This is a genomic window from Burkholderia sp. MSMB0856, from assembly GCF_001524645.2.
Taxonomy (GTDB): Bacteria; Pseudomonadota; Gammaproteobacteria; order Burkholderiales; family Burkholderiaceae; genus Burkholderia; species Burkholderia diffusa.
The window spans coordinates 1,010,260-1,029,562 of record NZ_CP013428.1 but is presented as its reverse complement, the minus strand read 5'-3'; the positions used below and the strand labels follow the sequence as shown (position 1 = coordinate 1,029,562).

Here is a 19,303-nt window from a genome sequence, read left to right as displayed (position 1 = left end):
CGCGCGATGAAACCGGCTTCGCGTCACGCCTCCCACACCGCCCGCGGCAGCGCATTGGCGGCCGTTGCGCTGCTCGTCGCCGGATGCGCGGTCGGGCCGGATTTCCGCACGCCGGACGCGCCGTCCACGCAGCGTTACACACGCGACGAAGCGCCCGCGGCAACGGCGGTGGCCGGCGACGCGCAGACGTTCGCGCCGGCCGCACACACGCTGCAACGCTGGTGGACGCGGTTCGATTCGGCGCCGCTTAACCGGCTCGTCGATACCGCGTGGCAAAACAGCCCGACGCTCGCCGAGGCCCGCGCGCGGCTCGACGAAGCGCGACAGAACCATGCGGCGCAATCCGGCGCGACGATGCTGCCGCGCGTCGACGCGAACCTGTCCGCCACACGCCAGAAGGTCGACGTCGCCGCGTTCGGGCTGCCCGCCAACGTGCCGAATCCGGGGCCATTCACGCTGTACGACGCGTCGGTGAGCGTGTCGTACGTCCTCGACGTGTTCGGCGGCAACCGGCGCGCGCTCGAAGCGCTGCGCGCCCAGATCGACTATCAGGCATACACGCTCGACGCCGCGCGCCTGACGCTCGCGGGCAACGTCGTCGCGACCGCGATCCTGCGCGCGTCGCTCGCGCAGCAGATCGCGCTCACACGCCAGCTCGTCGACGCGCAGGCGCGGCAGTTGCGCATCGTCGAAGCGCGCTTCGCGGCGGGCGGCGTATCGCAGGCCGACGTGCATGCGCAGCGCACGCTGCTCGCGCAGACGCAGGCCTCGCTGCCGCCGCTCGCGGCCCGCTTCGCGCAGGCCGGCCACCGGCTCGCGATCTTGCTGGGCGCGCCGCCGTCCGACGCCGCACTGCCTGATCTCACGCTCGATGCGCTCGCGCTGCCTCGCACGCTGCCGGTCGCGCTGCCGTCGACGCTTGCGCGCGAACGACCCGACATCCGCGCGGCGGAGGCCGTGCTGCACCAGGCGAGCGCGAACGTCGGCGTGGCGACCGCGAACCTGTATCCGCGTTTTTCGATTTCGGCGGGGATCGGTTCGGAACGCACGCGCATCGCGGATATCGTGAGCGGGCTCAATGTCTGGAATGTCGGTCTCGGCCTGACGCAGCCGCTCTTTCACGGTGGCGAACTGCGCGCGAGAAAGCGCGCGGCCGAAGCCGCATACGACGCCGCGTTCGCAAGCTATCGAGAAACCGTGCTGCTGGCGCTCCAGCAGGTCGCCGACGCGATGCGCGCGGTCGAGCACGATGCGGCGGAGCTGGAGGCACGAGACACGGCTGCACGGGAAGCGGCGGCAGGCAACGCGATTGCCGTCGACCGTTACGCGGCAGGCGGGATCAGCACGTTCGCGCTGCTCGACGCGCAGCGGCAGGCACTGCAAACCGCGCTCGATCGCACACGTGCACAGGCAGACCGGCTTGCCGATACGGCGGCGCTGTTTCAGTCGCTGGCGGGGAACTGGTCGGACGATTCGAGCCGGTGACGATCGGGACGGCTTGCGCACACGTCGTCGGACACTGCTCGGCCGACGACGGCACCCGCGCCACGCGTGCGGCGCGCACCCACGAAAAAAAACCGGCCCGAAGGCCGGTTTTTTCATACCGCATGCCGTGAGCGGCGCTCGCGCGCCGCGCGACATCAGAAGCGGTGGATCAGGCCAACGCCTGCAGCGATCTGGTTCTGCTTCGAACCTGCGCCCACGCCGTCGCCGATCGACGTCGTTGCGTTGACGATGCCGCCGGTCAGGCCGCTGATCGTGTTGCCGCTGGCGTGCTGGTACGCTTCGACCGCGTACAGGCCCGTGCGCTTCGACAGGCTGTAGTACTGCGACAGCGTGACTTGGTGGTACTTGGCCGCGCTCGAGACGCCGTTCGATTGGGTCGCACGCGTGTACGAGTAGCCTGCCGCGAAGTCCCACTGCGGCGCTGCCTTCCAGTGCAGCACTGCGCCCGCCGTGTTGAAGATCGCCGTATTGTGGAATGCCGACAGGTTGCCCGGGATGTACTGGACGTTCGAGTACGACACCGAGATGTCCCACGCCGGCGTGAACTGGTAACCGGCCGTCACGGCGACACGTTGCTGCGACTGTGCCGTCTTGTAGCCGCCGTTGATCGACGACACGGCCTGCTCGGCACCGTTGCCGTTCGAATCCAGACCGTTTTGCGCGGTCGAGTTCGCGCCCCACACGCCGCCGCCGAGCGTCGCGTTGTTGATGCGCTGATAGCCGACCGCGATGCCTGCCGGGCCGTTCAGGTACTGGATCGCCGCGCTCCAGGTCGAGCCGCGGTTGAAGCTGCCTGCCACGCCGCCGAGCGAGTACGAACCGCCGACCGTGAAGCCGTAGAACTTCGGCGACATGTAGACGAGCGAGTTGTTCGCGCGGTAGCTGGTGTCCAGCGAGTCGATATCGCCCGGGTGCGCGCCGTAGTAACCGGTCAGCCAGGTCGTCGGGCTATACGGCGACAGCAGCGTGTAGTACGCGGTGTACTGGCGGCCGGCCGTCAGCGTACCGTACGTCGGGTTGGTCAGACCTACCCACGCCTGACGCGTGAAGATGCCGTTCGTCCATTGCGACGAGCCGTTGTTCGCGTTGAAGCCGGCTTCCAACTGGAAAATCGCCTTCGTGCCGCCGCCGAGATCTTCGCTGCCCTTCAGGCCGAAGCGGCTGCCTGCCCAAATGCCGGTGGCCATCTGGACCTTCGAGTGACCGCCCGAAACCGCGCTGGTCGCCGACGAGTTGTTCTGCCAGGCGATGGCGTTATCGACGATACCGTACAGGGTCACGCTGCTCTGGGCGTGGGCGGCGGTAGCGGCTGCGAGACCCACTGCCGTCATGGCGAAAGCGACGCGCTTTTTCATTGATTCTCCGTCCTCAAAGAATGATTTCTTTTCTGGTGTGGTTTTATGACTGACACATGTGCGAGTACATGCCGGTGCGATTCTGACGGATTACCAATCGTTTCCCAACATGTGCAGTCGGTCATCGTATGATCGACGCAACGCAGGGGTTCACCAAACGGTTACATAACACCTGAAAACGCTTACGCGGTGGGCCTTTCCGGCATTTCCCGGTGAAAACCCTAGCTTTACATTTTTACTGGTGCATCGCGACCGTCCAATGTCGTCAGACGCCTTCGGCAACAACCTTCTTACAAATGCGCGACCGCGGCGGCTGCCACGATTCAACGCCGCCGCGCAGGATCGCTGACATTCATGACACCCACGTTTCGGAAAGCGAAATCGTGAAAACGTTTCAGTGCGTGTGGGGAGAATCGGACGGAAGCGGCCCGGCGAATGCGGGCCGAGGGGCGATGCCCGCGCCTGTCGCGCCGGCATCGTTCAGCGAGAATCAGCGCGCGGCCGGCTGCTCGATCCGCGCGTTCACCGCGTCGACGAGCGCGTTCATGCGCGCACGGATCGCCGCGTTCGAGCCGACGAGCGCGAGCGACGACGCCATGATCCGGTAGATCCGCTTGCGCGGCACCTTCGCCGGCCTCGCCGGATCGAGCCATGCATCGTGACCGGCCAGCAATTCGAGCGTTTCGAGGCCGATCATGATCGGCCACAGACACGCGAGCCGCAGACGCACGAAACGGCGCGGAATCGCCAGCGTGTACCGGCACGCGTCTCGATACTGATCGAGCGCCACGCGCAGCAGGTCGACCAGCACGCCGCGCGCGCGCGCCGACGCATCGGGCGACATCAGGTCGGCGACGCTCACGCGGTGCGCGGCCAGCACGTCGTCCGGCAGATAGCAGCGGCCGATCCGCAGGTCCTTCGCGCAGTCGCGCAGGATGTTGGTCATCTGCAGCGCCTTGCCGAAACGAATGCCCTTCTCGCGCATGTCCGCCAGGTCCCAGCCGCGCGCGGCCCGCGTGTGCGCGCCGGTCATGTCGGTCCAGAATTCGCCGACGCAGCCGGCGACCAGATACGTGTAGCGATCGAGCATGTCGCGGTCCGGCAGCGACGCGACCTCTCCCGACTGTTCGTCGGGGAACGTGCGCAGGTCGAACTCCATCCCCGACGTCAGCGTCGCGACGACCTTACGGATCGATGCGCGATCCGCCTCCGGCTGCGCGCGCAGCAGCGCGAGCATCGGCTGCATCGAGCCGAGCAGCACGTGCTCGTGCGAATCCGTCTGCATTCGCGTCACGTCCTCCAGCGCGTGCGACAGCGCCGCGCCGTCGCCGAGCCGCTCGACCTCGTCGCGCAGGTCGGTCAGCAACGCCGCGCGGAGATCGGGTGCGACGAGCGCCGTGTCGGCGATCGTGTCGGCCGCGCGCGCGAGCAGGTAGGCCAGGCCGACCGGGTCGCGCATGCCGTCGGGCAGCACGCGCAGCGTCAGGTAGAAGGAGCGGGAAACGTTCTTCAGCAGGTCGCCGAGCAGGTAGGCGGGATCGGTATGGGTCGTCATGGGTCGGTAAAAATCGGCCGGCGCGGGCCCCGGACGCACACGGGCGCCGGACGCCCGCGCCGGCCCGCGAGTCGCCGCATCGTCGCGCGGGCGGGCGTCGGCCCGGCGCGGCGATGCAAAAGTCCCGCAAGTTTAGTGCATCCGGCGCGCCGGCTCCCGGCGACGGCCGGATCGCGCCGCTCGCACGGTCGCGCAATCCGCCCGTCCCGTGCGTCTTACGCGGCAACACAAAAGAAAGGCGCGAGTAATACATATGTAATTATTCGATGCGACGATCGCGTCCCGTTCGATCCCGCGCGGCCCGCCGAGACAGGCCGCGCCGCCGGAACGACGCCCCTTTCACCGACTTCCGTTTCGAAGGTTCACCGACATGCTCTTCACGCGCCCGACCGCCCTGCGCTGCATCCCGTTCGCCTGTGCCGCCGCCCTCCTGCTCGCCGCCTGCGGCGGCGACGACGTGTCGGCATCCGATCCGACGCAGCCGATCTCCGCGAAGGTCCAGGTGGTCGGCCATCGCGGCGCGAGCGCGCTGCGCCCCGAACACACACTCGCGTCGTACCGCAAGGCGATCGAGGACGGCGCGGACGTGATCGAGCCCGACCTCGTCTCGACGCGCGACGGCGTGCTTGTCGCGCGCCACGAGAATGAAATCTCCGGCACGACGAACGTGTCGACGCTGCCGCAGTTCGCGAGCCGCAAGGCGACCAAGACGATCGACGGCGCGCAGCTGACCGGCTGGTTCACCGAGGATTTCACGCTCGCCGAGTTGAAGACGCTGCGTGCCCGCGAGCGCATTCCGCAGGTCCGCCCGGCGAACACCGCGTACAACGACCAGTTCGAGATTCCGACCTTCGACGAGATCGTCGCGCTCGCGAAACAGATGTCCGCGCAGACCGGCCGCACGATCCACCTGTATCCGGAAACCAAGCACCCGACCTACTTCCAGTCGGTCGGCCTGCCGCTCGAGGACCGCCTCGTCGATGCGCTGCTGAAGGATCCGTACACGGCACGCACGGCGACCGTCTACATCCAGTCGTTCGAGGTCGCGAACCTGAAGGCGATCCGCAACCGGATCAAGTCGAGCCAGCCGAACTGGAAGCTCGTGCAGTTGATGGACGAAGCCGGCCAGCGACCGTACGACTTCGTGAAGGCGAACGACAAGCGCACCTACGGTGACCTGTCGACGCGCGACGGAATGCGCGAGATCGCGTCCTATGCGAACGGTGTCGGCCCGTACAAGACGTCGATCATCGCCGTGGCCGCGGACGGCACGCTGCAGCAGCCGACGCCGTACGTGCGCTACGCGCACGAAGCCGGCCTCGTCGTGCATCCGTACACGTTCCGTCCGGAGAACAACTTCCTGCCCGCGTCGCTGAAGGACGGCGGCACGCCGGCCACGCGCAACACCGCGGGCTCGGTGCGCGAGATCCAGGCGTACCTGCGCGCGGGCATCGACGGCTTCTTCACCGACGATCCGGCCGTCGGCCGCACGGCCGTCGATACGTTCAAGCGGTGAGCGTACCGAACGCGTCGCATGCGGCATGCGATGCGCCGCTGAACGCGCGGCAACCGGGCGCGGCGCATGTCGTGCCGCACACCGGATGCCGCGCCGCGCTCAGATCACGCGGAAGTGGTGCGTACCGTCCCGCTTCAGCTGGTCGACCAGCCCGTATTCCCAGTCGAGATACGCCTGCATCGCGGCGGCCGCGTTGTCCGTGCCTTCATACGGGCGCCGGTAGCGGTCGACGCGCGGCGACGCCAGATGCGTCTCGCCGTGCTCCAGCGGCAGCCCCGCGTCGATCCACGCGGCCGTGCCCCCGGTCAGCACCGAGATCGCCGCGGAAGCCGGCAGCAACGCGCGCGCGTCGTCTGCCGCGAACCGCGCGAGCAGGCTCGATCCGCACGTGAACACATAGCGCTTCGCCGGCGGAATCGCGGCGAGCGCGTCGCGCAACCGCGCGCGCACGACGAACCACGCGCCGGGAATATGCCGCTTCACGTAGTTCGCGCTGGTCGTCACGTCGACGATCGCGACCTCGCCCGGCCCCGCCTCCTTCAGCCAGCCCGCGAGCGTCGCGGGCAACACCTCGGCCACCTGCGGCGTCGCCGGCACGTCGCGCGGCGGCTGGCCGCGCTCGGTGAAGGCCGCCGTGCCGGCCGGCTCGATCACGCGCACGTCCCAACCCATCTGCGCGAGCCACGACGCGGTCATGTCCGCGCGCACGCCGTCGTCGTCGGCGAGCACGATGCGCGCGCCGCGCACGGCCGCGTGATGGTCGGTCTCCTGGACGAGCTGGCCACCCGGCGTGCCCAGGAAGCCTGGCAGATGGCCGGCCTCGTATTCCTCCGGCGTGCGCACGTCGAAGCGATACAGCGTGCGGCCCGGCTCGTCGAGCGCGGCGACGTCCGCAAGCGCGATGCGCGGCACGCCGGCGCGCTCGGCCACCGCGCGCGCGGCGCGCCGGGCTTCCTCGCGCTGCGCGGGTTCGACGTCGTCGGGAAAGCGTCGCGCGGCGCCGTGCTCGAGCGTCTGGCCCGCGAGCGTCCAGCCGATCGTGCCGTTGCGCAGTGCCGCGACCGGGTTCGGCAGCCCCGCGTTCACGAGCGACTGCGTGCCGATGATGCTGCGCGTGCGGCCCGCGCAGTTCACCACCACCCGGGTCGCGGGGTTCGGCGCGAGCGCGCGCACGCGCAACACGAGTTCCGCCCCCGGCACGCTCGTCGACGTCGGGATGTTCATCGTCTGATACTCGTCGAAGCGGCGCGCGTCGACGATCACGACGTCGGCCTTCTCGTCGATCAGCGCCTGCACTTCCTGCGCCGACAGCGACGGCGTATGGCGCTCGGCCTCGACCCATTCGCCGAACGACTTGCTCGGCACGTTCACGTCGATGAACAGCTCGCCGCCCGCGGCGAGCCAGCCCGCGAGACCGCCGTCGAGCAGCCGCACGTCGGTATAGCCGAGCTGCGCGAGCTTCGCGGCCGCGCGCGGCGCGAGATCCTCGCCGTCGGCCTCGCCGAACACGACGATCGGCGTGTCGCGGCGCGGAATGCGCGTCCACGCGTCGAGTTCGAGCTTCGACAGCGGAAAGTTGGCGGCCCAAAGCGGATGGCCCTGCGCGTATGGATCTTCCTCGCGCACGTCGATCAGCGCGAGCTCGTCGCGGGCCAGGAGGCGTGCGCGTACGTCCTGGTACGACGCGACGGGGAAACGGGAAGTGGAATCAACGGATTGCGTCACGATGTCTCTGTCGGATTCTGTTGAAGTCGGTGAAGAAAGCAAAGAAGCTCGGGGCTGCGGGTGTGTGTGCTCGCAACGGGATGTCCGCGCGTTGCGGCGTCACACGTTCGATCACACGTTCGAATAGCCGGACACGAACGGCTTCACGGTGCCGTCGTCCAGGAACACCGCGCGCTCGACCTTGCCGATGTTCGCGCCGTACACGTGGATGCTGATCGACACCTGGTCGGCGAACGCGTTGGTCACGCGATGCACGTCGCCGATATGCGGCGACACGGCCTCGACGTCGCCCGGCTTCAGCCGCACCGCATCGCCCGACGGCACCGGCTTGCCGGTCGCGTCGAACCGGTACGGCTGCGAAAACTCGCCGCCGCGCAGCATGCCGATCAGCCCCCACACCGTGTGATTGTGGATCGGCGTCGTCTGGCCAGGCCCCCACACGAAGCTGACGACGGAGAACCGCTCGTCGGGATCGAGATGCAGCAGGTACTGGCGGTAGCGCTCGGGATCGGGCTGCGCGAATGCGTCGGGCAGCCAGTCGTCGTGCGCGACGAGCGCGGCAAGCAGCGCGCCGCCCTCGTCGAGAATGCGCGCCTCGTTCGCGCCGGACGCGAGCAGCGCGCCCAGCCCGTCGACGAACGGACGCAGCGGCGTCTGATGCAACGAAAGCGTACTCATCGGCTGCCTCCTCGAATATGATGCCGAATATGATGGATCGTCATGATGCACCCGAAATACCATGCAGAACAAACATGAAAATTAGCGATATCGACGCTTTTGCAGCGGTCGTCCGCTGCCAGACGCTGAGCCAGGCCGCGGCCGAGCTCGGGATGACGCAGCCGGCGATCACGCGGCGCGTGCAGAATCTCGAGGAAGCGCTCGGCGCGACGCTGCTCGACCGCAACACGAAACCGCCGCGTCCGACCGACATCGGCCTGCAGGTGTTCGAGCAGTGCCGCGCGATCCTGCGCGAGGTCGATGCGCTGCGCGAACTGACGGCCGGCCAGCGGCCGCCCGCCGGCGAATTCCGCGTCGGCCTCACGCAGGGCCTCGGCGAACTGATGCTGCCCGGGCTGATCGCGCGGATCGCCGGGCAATGGCCCGCACTCGCCACGCAGGTCACGACCGCCTGGGGCGGCATGCTCGTCGAGCGCGTCGCGCGCCGCGAACTCGATGCGGCGCTGGTGTTTCTGGCCCGCGAAATGGTGCTGCCGCCGCACGTCGAGGGCGAACGGCTGCTGGTCACCCGGCTCGTCGCGGTCGGCCGCAAGGGCGACTGGCCGCGCCGCAGCTACCGGCTCGCCGACTGCCAAGCGCGCGGCTGGGTGCTCAATCCCGACGGCTGCGGCTTTCGCGCGGGCCTGCGCCGCGCGCTCGACGCGCAAGGGCTGCCGATGCCCGTCACGCTCGACGTGTATGGTCGCGACCTGCAATTGCAGAGCGTCGCGAACGGCTTCGGCATCGGGCTGATGCCGCTGCCGCTCGTCGAAGGCAGCCCGCTGCGCGACGCGGTCGAGATCGTGCCGCTCGCCGATTTCAAGCCGCAGATCGATCTGTGGCTGCTGCACCGGCAGGACGCCGCGCGCATCAAGGCGCCGCTCGCGGCCGTGGGCGCGCATGCGCGCGCGGCATTGGCGCTGCCCGCGGATGCCGCCGCGCACGACGAGGCCGCTTGACCAAGGCCGGCGACGCCAGCACCGCGCTGTCCCGTTTGCGCCGACCGTCCTGCGGTCCCGCTCACGCATCGCGTCGACCGGATGCCGGTGCGTCGCGCGACGTCCCGCCAGTCTCCGCGTTCGCGGTTGCGCTTCGCGCCGCGGCGTCGAGCGCCGCACGCCCGGCGGCGACCGCGATCGCATCGTCCTGCGGCGTATGCACGCGGCTGCACAGCACGTCGCGATAATGACGTTCGAGCGGATTGTGGCGGCTCAGCCCGTGATTGCCCGACAGCTTCAACGCGTGCTCGACCGTGCGGATCGCCTGCTCCGTCACGGTTCGCTTGACGAGGCCGCTCGTCGTCACCGTCGGCGCGTCACCCGCATCGGTGCGCGCGATGTGCTCGTCGAGCAGCACGCGGTTCGTGTGCAACCACCCTTCGATCTCGCCGACGGCCTCCTGAATGCGCGGCAGCGTCGCGAGCGGGGCCCCGAGCCCGCTCGGCGCGCGCGTCATCGCGAACGCGAGCAGCCAGTCGCGTGACGCGCGCGCCACCGCATCGTAGAGGCTGCCGAGCAGCGCGACCATCCACGCCTGCTGGTCGGCCTGCGCGTCGACATCCGCATGGCTCGCGGCCGATACGGCCCACGCATCGGGCGCGCGCACGTCCACCGCATGATCGGCGGGCAGCCGCACGTCGTCGAACACGACCTCGTGGCTGCCCGAGGCGCGCAGGCCCAGGTGATTCCAGCTTTCGATCACGCGGATGCCTGCGTCGTCTTCCACATCGCGCTCGCGCCGCACGAGGAATACGCCGACACGCGGCTCGGGTTCGTCGGTGCGCGCCCACACGGCGAGCCAGCGCAGCGCCGGAATGCCGGTGCTGTACAGCTTGTGGCCGGACAGCCGCCAGCCGTCGCCGTCGCGACGCGCGATCGTTTCGGGCAGGCCGCCGCGCGACGGCGACCCGAGCGCCGGTTCGACGCGCAACGCGTTGATCAGCGCGCCTTCGGCGACCGCACTGTCGAACACCGCACGCCGCACGCGCGCGGGCCAGCGGTTGTCCGCACGGCCGAGCGCGCGATGCTGCAGATACGTCATCGTCAGCACCAGCGCGGTCGCGGGATCGGCGCGGGCGACGGCGGCCACGATCCGGCTCGCCTGCGCGAGCGTCGCGCCCGCGCCGCCATGCTCGCGCGGCACGACCTGCGCGATCAGCCCGGCGCGATGCAGCCGCGCAAAGTTCTCGTGCGGGAAGCGGCCGTCGACGTCGTTACGGGCGGCGTCGGCGGCGAGTTCGGGTGCGAGGCGCTCGAGCAGCGCCGCGACGCGCGCATCGTCGGCAGGCAGGTGGCGCAGCGACGACTGCGGCGGTAGCGGCGAGGAAGCGGCAAGGCTGGCGGACATCGGTACGGATTCCCTCGGTGACTGGGTAGCTGGCTAACGGATCGGCGCTCATGGCAGAGATCAATCGGCGGATGGCGCAGCGGCGCGTGAAGCCGGCGGCGACCGGTTGCGCACTCGCGCGCCGTGCCGGTTCGCGGACGTTTGCCGCGAATGCGTGCGCACGCATCGGCATTCGCACCGGGCCGCATGCCGAGCCGGTTCCCGCCCGGCGCGAAAGCCCCGCCCGACACGCCCCGACGCCCTTTCGACGCCATCGCGAGCCCACAGCGTATGCGCAACGCACACGCGGCCAAACCATGCAAATCTGATATTCAAATCGGGATTGATTATTTCCGTTCCGCATGATCCCGGCGGTAATCTGCGCTCCATTCCCGCCCCCGCCGGCCGTTGCCGGCCGCGTGGGGCTGTCCTTGTATCGGAGACCCAGATGAGCGTCGAATTCATCGGCATGATCCAGAGCCAGAAGCAGTCGGAAATCCATCCACCTGCCGGCCCCGTCGTCGACCCCGACTACGTGCGCGACTTCGCCCGCGCACACGAAACGGCCGGCTTCGACCGGATCCTCGTCCCGCACCATTCGACCGGCCCGTCCGCGACGCTGACGATCGCGTTCGCCGCCGCCGCGACCGAGCGCATTCACTTCATGCTCGCGCATCGGCCGGGCTTCACCGCGCCGACGCTCGCCGCGCGGCAGATCGCGACACTCGATCAGTTCAGCCGCGGCCGGCTCGCCGTGCATTTCATCTCCGGCGGCTCGGACAGCGAGCAGCAACGCGACGGCGACTTCCTCGACCACGACGCACGCTACGCACGCACCGACGAATATCTCGGCATCCTGCGCCGCATCTGGACCGAAACGCAGCCGTTCGATCACGACGGCGCGCACTACCGCTTCACGCAGGGCTTTTCGGAAGTGAAGCCGTTCCAGCAGCCGCACGTGCCGATCTACTTCGGCGGCGCCTCGGAAGCGGCGCTGGAAGTCGCCGGCAAGCACGCGGACGTCTATGCGCTGTGGGGCGAATCGCTCGACCAGGTGCGCGACCTGACGACCCGCGTGCGCGCCGAAGCCGCGAAGCACGGCCGGCAGGTGCGCTTCTCCGTGTCGTTCCGGCCAATCCTCGCGGCGACCGAAGACGAAGCATGGGCGCGCGCGCACCGGATCCTCGACGAAACGCGCCGGCTGCGCGAAGCGGCCGGCCTCGGCAGCGGCGGCCCGCAGCAGAGCGAAGGCGCGCGACGCCTGCTCGCCGCGGCCGAACGCGGCTCGCGCGTCGACAAGCGGCTGTGGACCGAGATCGCAAAGCTCACCGGCGCACGCTCGAATTCGACCGCGCTGGTCGGCACGCCCGAACAGGTCGCCGACGCGCTGCTCGACTACTACGACCTCGGCGTGACGACGTTCCTGATCCGCGGCTTCGATCCGCTCGAAGACGCGATCGACTACGGTCGCGAATTGATTCCGCGCGTGCGCAGCGCCGTCACCGCACGCGACGCGGCACGCCGCGCGGCCTGACGCAAAGGGAGACGCCGATCATGTCCGCCGTCCTGGCTTCGTCATCGCCCGTGCGCACCGCATCGGGCCTCGTCCTCGCCGACACGCCGCGCCAGCATTTCTGGTTCGATCCGCCCGCGCCGCGCGTCGACGTCGCCGCCGAGCGCCGCCACCGGCAGGAGCGACTCGCGGCCGCGTTCCGCCTGTTCGCGCGCTTCGGCTTCGCGTCGGGCCTCGCCGGCCACATCACCGCGCGCGACCCCGAACTGCCCGACCACTTCTGGGTGAATCCGCTCGGCGTGCATTTCTCGCGGATCAAGGTATCGGACCTGCTGCTCGTCAACGCACGCGGCGAAACCGCGATCGGCAACCGGCCGCTGAACAAGGCCGCGTTCGCGATCCACGCGGCGATTCACGACGCGCATCCGCACATCGTCGCCGCCGCGCACACGCATTCGACCTACGGCAAGGCGTGGTCGACGCTCGGCCGCCCGCTCGATCCGCTGACGCAGGACGCGTGCGTGTTCTACGAGGATCACGCGCTGTTCGACGACTTCACGGGGATGGTCGTCGACACGAGCGAAGGCGCACGGATCGCGGACGCGCTCGCGAAGCCCGACGGCACCACGCACAAGGGCGTGATCCTGAAGAACCACGGCATCCTGACGGCCGGCCCGACGGTCGAGGCCGCCGCGTGGTGGTACATCGCGCTCGACAACGCCGCGCACACGCAGTTGCTGGCCGAAGCGGCCGGCACGCCGCAACCGATCGATCACGCGACCGCGCGACACACGCATGGCCAGATCGGCGGCCCCGACGGCGCATTGCATGCGTTCGACAGCCTGTTCGCACGCGTCGTCGCCGACGAACCCGACCTGCTCGACTGAGCGCCCTGCCGCACGACCGGAACCAGAGACCACACGATGACCGAAACCACCGCACCCGCGCCGACCGGCGCCCATGACGACAAGCGCCGCCGGCTGCTGCGCGCGGCCGGCGCCGCCGCGCTCGCCGCGCCGGCGATCACGCTCGGCCGCAAAGCATGGTCCGCGCCGCCGCTGAAGAAGCTCACGTTCGCGTGGAACCAGAACGCGTTCTGCCTGACGCCGATCGTCGTCGCGCAGGAAAACGGCTTCTTCGAGAAGAACGGGCTGAAGGTCGAGCTGATCAACTACAGCGGATCGACCGACCAGTTGCTCGAATCGATCGCGACCGGCAAGGCCGACGCGGCGGTCGGGATGATTCACCGCTGGCTGAAACCGCTCGAAGCCGGCTTCGACGTGAAGATCATCGGCAGCTCGCACGGCGGGTGCGTGCGGCTGCTCGGCGCGAAGACGGCCGGCGTGACGACGCTGCAGGCGCTGAAGGGCAAGACGGTCGGCGTCAGCGATCTCGCGGCGCCCGGCAAGCACTTCTTCTCGATCCTGCTCGCGAAGAACGGCATCGATCCCGAACGCGACATCACGTGGCGGCAGTATCCGGCCGATCTGCTCGGCGTCGCGGTCGACAAGGGCGAGATCCAGGCGATCGCCGACGGCGACCCGAATCTCTATCTGCTCGAAAAGCGCAGCAACGGCGCATATACGGAACTCGCGACGAACCTGTCCGGCGAATACGCGCGCAAGGTGTGCTGCGTGATCGGCGCGCGCGGCGACCTCGTGCGCAACGACCGGCCGGCGGCCGCCGCGCTCGCGCGCTCGATCGTGCAGGCAACCGAATACACGCACGACAACCCGAACGAAGCCGCGAAGGCGTTCGCGAAGTATTCGCCGAAGATCAATCCGGAAGATCTGCGCAAGCTGTATGCAACGCTGACCTACACGCACCACCCGACCAACGTCGATCTGCAGCAGGAAATCGCGTTCTACGCGGACGATTTCCGCCGGATCAGCGTGCTGAAGAAGAGCACCGACCCGCAGCGCTTCGCGCAGCAGGTCTATGCGAACGTGCTGGGGTGACGCGATGTCGACGATCGAACACGCGTCCGCGGCGCGCACCGCATCCGCAACTGCAACCGGCGGTACCGCCGCCGCGCCTGCCACGTCCCGCGCAGCATGCACGGCCTGCGACGCGACGCTCGCGGCCGAAGCCCGCCGTGCGCGCACCTGGCCGACCGGCGTCGTCGCGGCGCTCGCGTGGGCCGCGCTCGGCGCGGTGACTGCCGTGTGGCCGAACCGCGTCGTCGGTTTCACCGACTGGGCATACACCGACACGTTCGGCATCGCCGCGTGGGCGATCGCCGCGCTGCTGCTGGTCGCCGCGACGCTCGGCCATCGCGTGCCGGCCACGCGCGCGCGGCTTGCCCGCGTGCGCCCGGCCGGCCCGTGGCTCGTCGCACTGCCGCTCGTGCTTGCCGCGTGGGAAATCGTCACGGCCAAAACCGGTTGGCTGCCGACGCCGTTCTTCGCGCCGCCGCAAGCATTGATCGAGGTCTACGTCGACGACTGGCCGCGCCTCGCCGGCAGCGCCGGCAATACGCTGAAGCTGCTTTCGCTCGGGTTCGCGTACGGCGTCGCGGTCGGGTTCGCGGTCGGCGTATCGATCGGCTGGTCGCGCCGCATCGGCTACTGGGTGCATCCGGTGCTGCGCGTGCTCGGCCCGGTGCCGGCCACCGCGCTCCTGCCGCTCACGTTCTACTTCTTCCCGACGAGCTATTCGGCCGCCGCGTTCCTGATCGCGCTGTCGACCGGCTTCCCGGTCGCGGTGCTGACGTGGTCGGGCGTCGCGAGCGTGAACCGGCAGTACTACGACGTCGCGCGCACGCTCGGCGCGAACGCGCGCTTCCTGGTGCTGCGCGTCGCGATTCCCGCCGCGCTGCCGCACGTATTCGTCGGCATCTTCATGGGGCTGAGCGCATCGTTCACGGTGCTCGTCGTCGCCGAGATGATGGGCGTCAAGTCGGGGCTCGGCTGGTACCTGAGCTGGGCGCAGGGCTGGGCATCGTACGTGAACATGTATGCGGCGCTGATCGTGATGGCGCTGCTGTTTTCCGGGCTGATCGCGCTGCTGTTCGCGGTGCGCGACCGCGTGCTCGCGTGGCAGAAAGGAACTGTCAAATGGTAAGCGCCGCCGTTCCCGAATCGTCCGTCCCCACGGCGCCCGCCACGCCCGATGCCACGGCGCCGCGCGGCGCGCGCATCGACATTCGCCGCGTGAGCCATGCGTTCGACGGCCCCGGCGGCCCGCTGCCGGTGCTCGACGACGTCACGCTGTCGGTCGCGGCCGGCGAATTCGTCGCGCTGCTCGGCCCGAGCGGCTGCGGAAAATCGACGCTGCTGCGGCTCGTCGCGGGCCTCGACGCCGCACGACAAGGCCGAATCGCGCAGGACGGCGTGCGGATCGAGCGGCCCGATCCGTCGCGTATCGTCGTGTTCCAGGATCCGACGCTCTACCCGTGGCGCCGCGTGCGCGCGAACGTCGCGCTCGGCCTCGAGGCGCGCGGCGTGGCTCGCACCGCGCAACATCGCGTCGACGACGCGCTCGCGCGCGTCGGGCTGCAGGAATTCTCGAACGTGTTTCCGCATCAGTTGTCGGGCGGGATGGCGCAGCGTGTCGCGTTGGCACGCGCGCTCGTCAACGATCCGCGCCTGCTGATTCTCGACGAGCCGCTCGGCAAGCTCGATTCGCTGACGCGGTTGACGATGCAGGCCGAGTTGACCGCGCTGTGGCAACGCGACGGCTTTTCCGCGCTGCTCGTCACGCACGATGTCGAGGAAGCGCTGTTTCTCGCGCAGCGCGTGATCGTGTTCGGCCCGCGTCCCGCGCGGATCGTCGCGGAACTGCGCGTCGACCTGCCCTATCCACGCCATCGCGGCGATCCGCGTCTCGCGGAACTGCGCCACGAAGCGCTGCGGCATCTCGGACTCGATGCGAGCTGGTAGATGCCGAGTGCCGCTAGCAGGATGGCCCGCGCACGGCAAAGGCCGCGCCGATGAATGCACCGCCGTTCGCCGACTGGGCGCTGCTGTTCCTGCAACTGCTGTATCGCGCGCAGATCGCGTTCGTCCGGGCGCTGCATGCGGCGGGCCTGACCGGGGACGCCGACGGACAGGCCGCGTGGCCCTGGGCACACCGGATCGCGCTCGAAACGCTGCGCATCGATGCCGGGCTCACGCGACAGCTTGCGGTCGCTTGCGCGGCAACCGCGTTCGCCGTGGCGCTGGGCTGCATCGCGCTCGTTTCGCGCAAGTGGCGGGCGGCATCGGCGATCGCCGCACTCGCCGTCGCGTGGTTCGCGCCGTGGCCGCCGGCATCGCTGTGGCTCGCACCCGCGGTGCCGACCAGTTTCCAGCGCAATCCCGCGCCGCTTTCCGTCACGAACGTGATGCACGGTGCGCACCTGTATGCGCGGCATTGCGCGGCATGTCACGGCGCGGACGGTCGCGGCGAAGGGCCGCTCGCGGCAACGCTCGCGCATTGGCCGCCGACCTTCGCGGGCGCGCTGCTCGCCCGCCGGCTCGACGGCGAACTGTACTGGCGCGTGCGGCACGGTATGCACGACGCGCGCGGTGCGTCGTCGATGCCGGGCTTCGCCGCGACGCTCGGTCCGGCCGACACGTGGGCCGTGCTCGCTTACCTGAAGACGCTGTCGGCCGGCAGCGGCGCACGGGCCGAAGGTGCGTGGCCCGTGCCGGTTCCGCTGCCTGCGCTCGACGTTCGCTGCGGCAGCGCCGCGCCGCAACCGCTCGAGCGCTGGCGCGAAGGCCAGCGCGTGCGCGTCGTTGCGCTCGCGCCGGGCAGCGCGCAGCCGACGGAGGATCCGCGCTGGCAGACGCTGCTCGTCACCGCCGACGATACGCCCGCGCCCACCGCAACCGGCCCGCGCGCGAACTGCGTCGCGTCGACGCCGGGTGCCTGGCAAGCGTTCGCGACGATCGCCGGCGTGCCGCCCGAGACGTTCGGCGGCACGCAACTGCTTGCCGACCGGCGCGGCTGGCTGCGGGCGCGCGCGTTGCCGGGCAGCGCGGGCTGGTCGGCCGACGATTTGTTGTGCCGCTCGGATGCGACCGCCCGGCCGTCCGCCGCCCCCGCGAACGTCGATCCGCTGACCGCGCTGCTGCTGCGTGCGGACGCTGAACCCGTGCGCGACGTGCAGGCCGGGCTCCCGCATTGAATCCCTGAACCGTTTCCTCCGATCGACCGAACTTCACGATGAATCCGACCCGACGTCACTTTCTCGCGCAAGCGAGCGCCCTCGCCGCCGCCACCCTCGCCGTCGCGCCGACCGCGTTGCACGCGCAATCGGGCACGCGACCGCTGCTGCGTGCCGGCGACCAGAAAGGCGGACTGCGCGCGCTGCTCGAAGCGGCCGGCGAACTGAACGGCCTCGCATACGACATCGCATGGACCGAATTCCCGGCCGCCGCGCCGCTGGCCGAAGCGCTGAACGCGGCGGCCGTCGACTGCGGACCGATCGGCGACGCACCGGTGATCTTCGCGCTCGCATCGGGCGCGCGCATCAAGGTGATCGGCGCGAACCGCTCCGACCCGTACGGCACCGCCGTGCTCGTGCGGCCCGACGCGGCGCTGAAGGAAGCCGCCGACCTGAAAGGCAAGCGCATCGGCACCACGCGAGGCTCGATCGGCCATTTCGTCACGCTGAAGGCGCTCGACGCCGCAGGCCTGCCGCCCGACGCCGTATCGTTCCGCTTCCTGCCGCCGGCCGACACGATGCTTGCGCTCGCAACCGGTTCGATCGACGCGTGGGCGACGTGGGAGCCCTATACCGCGCTCGCCGAAACGAGCGGCCGCGCGCGCGTGCTCGTCAACGGCCGCGGCCTGTGGTCGGGCCTCAGCTACGTCGCGGCGACCGACGCGGCGATCGCATCGAAGCGCGACGTGCTGCGCGACTTCCTGCAACGCGTCGTGCGCGCGCAGGCCTGGTCGTACCGGCACGTCGACGCGTATTCGGCGGCGCTCGCGCGCATCGTCGGCATCCCGCCGGCGGCCGCGAAGCTGCAGTTCGAGCGCCGCAACACACGCTGGCAGCCGATCGACGCGACGGTGATCGTGGGCCAGCAACGCACGGCCGACTTCTACCTGAAGGCCGGGCTGCTGCGCCAGCCGCTCGACGTGCGCACGACCTTCGACCTCGGCTTTCCGCTGGCGTGACCCGACGCGCGGCTCGGCGCGACGGCCTGCAACCGCCCAAACGGCTTTCGTATGATCTGGCACAATCGCGATTCGACCATCCCGCCTTCAGCCAGCGTCATGCCAGCCATCTCCGAACTCTTCGTCTATCCGATCAAATCCTGCGCCGGCATCGCGCTGTCGCGTGCGCAGCTGCTCGAAACGGGCCTCGCGTACGACCGCCACTGGCTGATCACCACCCCGGACGGGATGATGATCACGCAGCGCACGCACCCGCGCCTCGCGCTGATCCGCACCGCGCTCGAGCACGATGCGCTCGTGCTGAACGCGCCGGGCATGCCCGAGATCCGCACGCCGCTCGACGGCGATGCGACGCCCGCCACACCGAAGATGGCCGCGACCGTCTGGCGCGACACCGTCGACGCGATCGACACGGGCGCCGAAACGGCCGCGTGGCTCACCGAATTCCTCGGCGTGCCGTTGAAGCTTGCGCGCTTCGGGGCTGAGTCGCGCCGCGGCTGCAACCGCAAATGGACCGGCGACATCGACACGCACACGCAGTTCGCGGACGGCTATCCGCTGCTCGTGATCGGCCAGTCGTCGCTCGACGACCTGAACGCGAAGCTCGTCGCGAAAGGCGCGCCGGCGATTCCGATGAACCGCTTCCGCCCGAACATCGTCGTGTCGGATCTCGATGCATACGAAGAAGATTTCGTCGAGCATCTCGACGCCGAAGGCGACACGCCCGTGCGGCTGCGCCTCGTGAAGCTGTGCACGCGCTGCCCGATGCCGACGATCGACCAGGTGACCGGCGCGCCGAACCCGGAATGGCCGCACGAGCCGACCGACACGATGCAGACCTATCGCGCGCATCCGAACTACGACGACGCGCTGACGTTCGGCATCAACGCGATCGTCGTCGAAGGCGCGGGCGCGTGGCTCGAGGTCGGGCAGTCGCTCGAAGCGGAGATCGGGTTCGGCGACTGAGCGGATCGGTCGAA

16 protein-coding genes are annotated in these 19,303 nt (G+C 69.6%); 11 read left to right on the top strand and 5 right to left on the bottom strand.

Annotated elements, in window-relative coordinates; translation table 11 throughout:
* Nucleotides 1–6: 6 nt before the first annotated feature.
* Nucleotides 7–1,485, top strand: coding sequence for an efflux transporter outer membrane subunit (locus tag WS87_RS22265; RefSeq protein ID WP_059819001.1), 1,479 nt, complete (start codon nt 7–9; stop codon nt 1,483–1,485).
* A 155-nt stretch (nt 1,486–1,640) separates the two neighbouring features.
* Here the strand turns inward: WS87_RS22265 and WS87_RS22260 are convergent, their stop codons facing one another.
* The gene (locus WS87_RS22260) at nt 1,641–2,861 is read right to left on the bottom strand and encodes a porin (protein ID WP_059689985.1); all 1,221 of its coding nucleotides are present in this window, start codon (nt 2,859–2,861) and stop codon (nt 1,641–1,643) included.
* 490 nt (nt 2,862–3,351) lie between these two features.
* Nucleotides 3,352–4,416 (bottom strand): phytoene/squalene synthase family protein, encoded by a 1,065-nt coding sequence (locus WS87_RS22255; protein ID WP_059819000.1) that lies wholly within the window; start codon nt 4,414–4,416, stop codon nt 3,352–3,354.
* Nucleotides 4,417–4,786: 370 nt separating this feature from the next.
* Between WS87_RS22255 and WS87_RS22250 the strand changes: the two genes are divergently transcribed.
* Complete coding sequence (locus tag WS87_RS22250) at nt 4,787–5,932, top strand: glycerophosphodiester phosphodiesterase (RefSeq protein WP_059818999.1); 1,146 nt, start codon at nt 4,787–4,789, stop codon at nt 5,930–5,932.
* Between the two features lie 99 nt (nt 5,933–6,031).
* On the opposite strand, the gene WS87_RS22245 is transcribed toward WS87_RS22250, so the two are convergent.
* A complete protein-coding gene (locus WS87_RS22245; RefSeq protein ID WP_059818998.1) occupies nt 6,032–7,657 on the bottom strand; it encodes a rhodanese-related sulfurtransferase in 1,626 nt (541 codons plus the stop codon).
* 111 nt (nt 7,658–7,768) lie between these two features.
* Nucleotides 7,769–8,335, bottom strand: a complete 567-nt coding sequence (locus tag WS87_RS22240; RefSeq protein ID WP_059689982.1) for a cysteine dioxygenase — start codon at nt 8,333–8,335, stop codon at nt 7,769–7,771.
* A 74-nt stretch (nt 8,336–8,409) separates the two neighbouring features.
* On the opposite strand from WS87_RS22240, the gene WS87_RS22235 reads away from it, so the two are divergent.
* Nucleotides 8,410–9,333, top strand: coding sequence for a LysR family transcriptional regulator (locus WS87_RS22235; protein ID WP_059818997.1), 924 nt, complete (start codon nt 8,410–8,412; stop codon nt 9,331–9,333).
* Between the two features lie 61 nt (nt 9,334–9,394).
* On the opposite strand, the gene WS87_RS22230 is transcribed toward WS87_RS22235, so the two are convergent.
* A complete protein-coding gene (locus WS87_RS22230) occupies nt 9,395–10,720 on the bottom strand; it encodes an acyl-CoA dehydrogenase family protein (RefSeq protein WP_059818996.1) in 1,326 nt (441 codons plus the stop codon).
* Between the two features lie 427 nt (nt 10,721–11,147).
* Between WS87_RS22230 and WS87_RS22225 the strand changes: the two genes are divergently transcribed.
* The 8 genes from WS87_RS22225 to WS87_RS22190 all read left to right on the top strand — a co-directional run bounded on the left by WS87_RS22225 (nt 11,148) and on the right by WS87_RS22190 (nt 19,289).
* Nucleotides 11,148–12,233 (top strand): LLM class flavin-dependent oxidoreductase, encoded by a 1,086-nt coding sequence (locus WS87_RS22225; RefSeq protein WP_059818995.1) that lies wholly within the window; start codon nt 11,148–11,150, stop codon nt 12,231–12,233.
* 20 nt (nt 12,234–12,253) lie between these two features.
* On the top strand, nt 12,254–13,099 hold the full coding sequence (locus WS87_RS22220; RefSeq protein WP_059525233.1) for a class II aldolase/adducin family protein: 846 nt from the start codon (nt 12,254–12,256) through the stop codon (nt 13,097–13,099).
* Between the two features lie 36 nt (nt 13,100–13,135).
* Nucleotides 13,136–14,170 carry an ABC transporter substrate-binding protein gene (locus WS87_RS22215; protein WP_059818994.1) on the top strand — a complete coding sequence of 345 codons (1,035 nt, stop codon included), beginning with the start codon at nt 13,136–13,138 and terminating at the stop codon, nt 14,168–14,170.
* Nucleotides 14,171–14,174: 4 nt separating this feature from the next.
* A complete protein-coding gene (locus WS87_RS22210; RefSeq protein ID WP_059819650.1) occupies nt 14,175–15,275 on the top strand; it encodes an ABC transporter permease in 1,101 nt (366 codons plus the stop codon).
* Nucleotides 15,269–16,093: an ABC transporter ATP-binding protein gene (locus WS87_RS22205; RefSeq protein WP_059818993.1), complete on the top strand. Its 825-nt coding sequence runs from the start codon at nt 15,269–15,271 to the stop codon at nt 16,091–16,093. The genes WS87_RS22210 and WS87_RS22205 overlap by 7 nt, the downstream gene beginning before the upstream one ends.
* Nucleotides 16,094–16,143: 50 nt before the next feature.
* Nucleotides 16,144–17,325, top strand: coding sequence for a c-type cytochrome (locus WS87_RS22200; protein WP_059818992.1), 1,182 nt, complete (start codon nt 16,144–16,146; stop codon nt 17,323–17,325).
* 38 nt (nt 17,326–17,363) lie between these two features.
* On the top strand, nt 17,364–18,323 hold the full coding sequence (locus WS87_RS22195) for an ABC transporter substrate-binding protein (protein ID WP_059818991.1): 960 nt from the start codon (nt 17,364–17,366) through the stop codon (nt 18,321–18,323).
* Nucleotides 18,324–18,422: 99 nt separating this feature from the next.
* A complete protein-coding gene (locus tag WS87_RS22190) occupies nt 18,423–19,289 on the top strand; it encodes an MOSC domain-containing protein (protein WP_059525223.1) in 867 nt (288 codons plus the stop codon).
* Nucleotides 19,290–19,303 lie beyond the last annotated feature (14 nt).